Source organism: Paenibacillus hubeiensis, assembly GCF_032334105.1.
Taxonomy (GTDB): Bacteria; Bacillota; Bacilli; order Paenibacillales; family Paenibacillaceae; genus Paenibacillus; species Paenibacillus hubeiensis.
In genome coordinates this window covers 1-1,227 of sequence record NZ_JAVYAE020000047.1, presented here as the reverse complement: position 1 = coordinate 1,227, position 1,227 = coordinate 1, and the positions used below count along the sequence as shown (strand labels likewise).

Annotated in this window: 2 protein-coding genes; both read left to right on the top strand. The window is 45.6% G+C overall.

The annotated features are described in order from the left end of the window. A partial coding sequence (locus RSX24_RS32200) for a transposase (RefSeq protein ID WP_343262907.1) occupies positions 1-323 on the top strand: 323 nt, incomplete at its 5' end. Beyond that, positions 320-1,195, top strand: coding sequence for an IS3 family transposase (locus RSX24_RS32195; protein ID WP_343262908.1), 876 nt, complete (start codon positions 320-322; stop codon positions 1,193-1,195). The genes RSX24_RS32200 and RSX24_RS32195, both read left to right, overlap by 4 nt. Positions 1,196-1,227: the final 32 nt, after the last annotated feature.

The window sequence follows — 1,227 nt, the reverse complement described above, 5'->3', positions numbered from 1 at the left end:
ACGGCATGGGAGAACAACGGCAACGTTACAATGAAGAATTTAAGAAACAAACGGTAAAGTACATTCAGGAGCAAACAAAGACGCTATCCGATGTAGCGGAAGATTTAAATATTCCTAAAAGTACGCTGAGTCAATGGATGACTAAGTACCGGCAATTCGATCAGGAAAACGTCAACCATCCTGAAAAGATCCGAAATCTCGAACAAACACTCCGAGCAAATGAAGCAGAACAACGCCGGAAAGACCGTGAAATTGAAGATCTCAAAGAAGAACTGGCTATCCTAAAAAAGGCGCTGCACATCTTCAGCAAGGAAAAGAACTGAGGTTCCAATTCATCGAAGAGTATCGCTCCGACTTTCGAGTGGAGAAGATGTGCAAGGTCTTGCAAGTGTCTCGGAGTGGCTACTACAAATGGCGTTTGGCTGCACCATCCAACCGAGATCAGCGGAGGAAACGCCTTACGAATCGAATTTTGTGGCACTATCATGACTCGGATTCGAGGTATGGTAGTCCTCGTATTCGCAATGAACTTTTAAAAGAAGGTTGGGTCGTATCGGAGCGTACGGTCGGCTTCATCATGCGCGAAAACGGACTTCGTTCCTGTGTTTCGCTTAAGTTTAAAGTGTGTACAACGGATTCCAGACATACGTTTCCGGTAGCGCCTAATGAGCTCCAGCAAGACTTTTCAGCTTCAAAACCGGCCGAAAAATGGGTCGCAGACATCACCTATATCCCATGCCGTCAGGGCAGACTGTATTTAGCCAGCATTTTGGACCTGTATACCAAGCAAATTGTAGGTTGGAAGCTGAGCGACCGCATGACCACTGATCTCGTCATGGATGCATTAAACCAGGCCTATACTGCGAAAAAGCCAGCAAAAGGGCTCATCCACCACTCTGATCGTGGAGCACAGTATGCTTCCAAGGAGTATCGACGCAAGTTGGAACAGTATGGGATGAAAGCGAGTATGAGCAGGCCTGGAAACTGCTATGACAATGCTTGTATTGAAGCCTTTCACAGCACATTGAAGCGAGAACTGATCTATCGCATCCCTAGATTTAAAACGAAGGCAGAAGCCTATGAAGCACTATATCGCTACTTGGAATTCTTTTATAATCGCAAACGCTCACACAGTACACTGGGTTACCTGTCTCCTTTGGAATTCGAGCAACAGTATTACCAAAAAACCTCATAAACGAGAGTGTCCACTTTATTGACAGAAGAGCA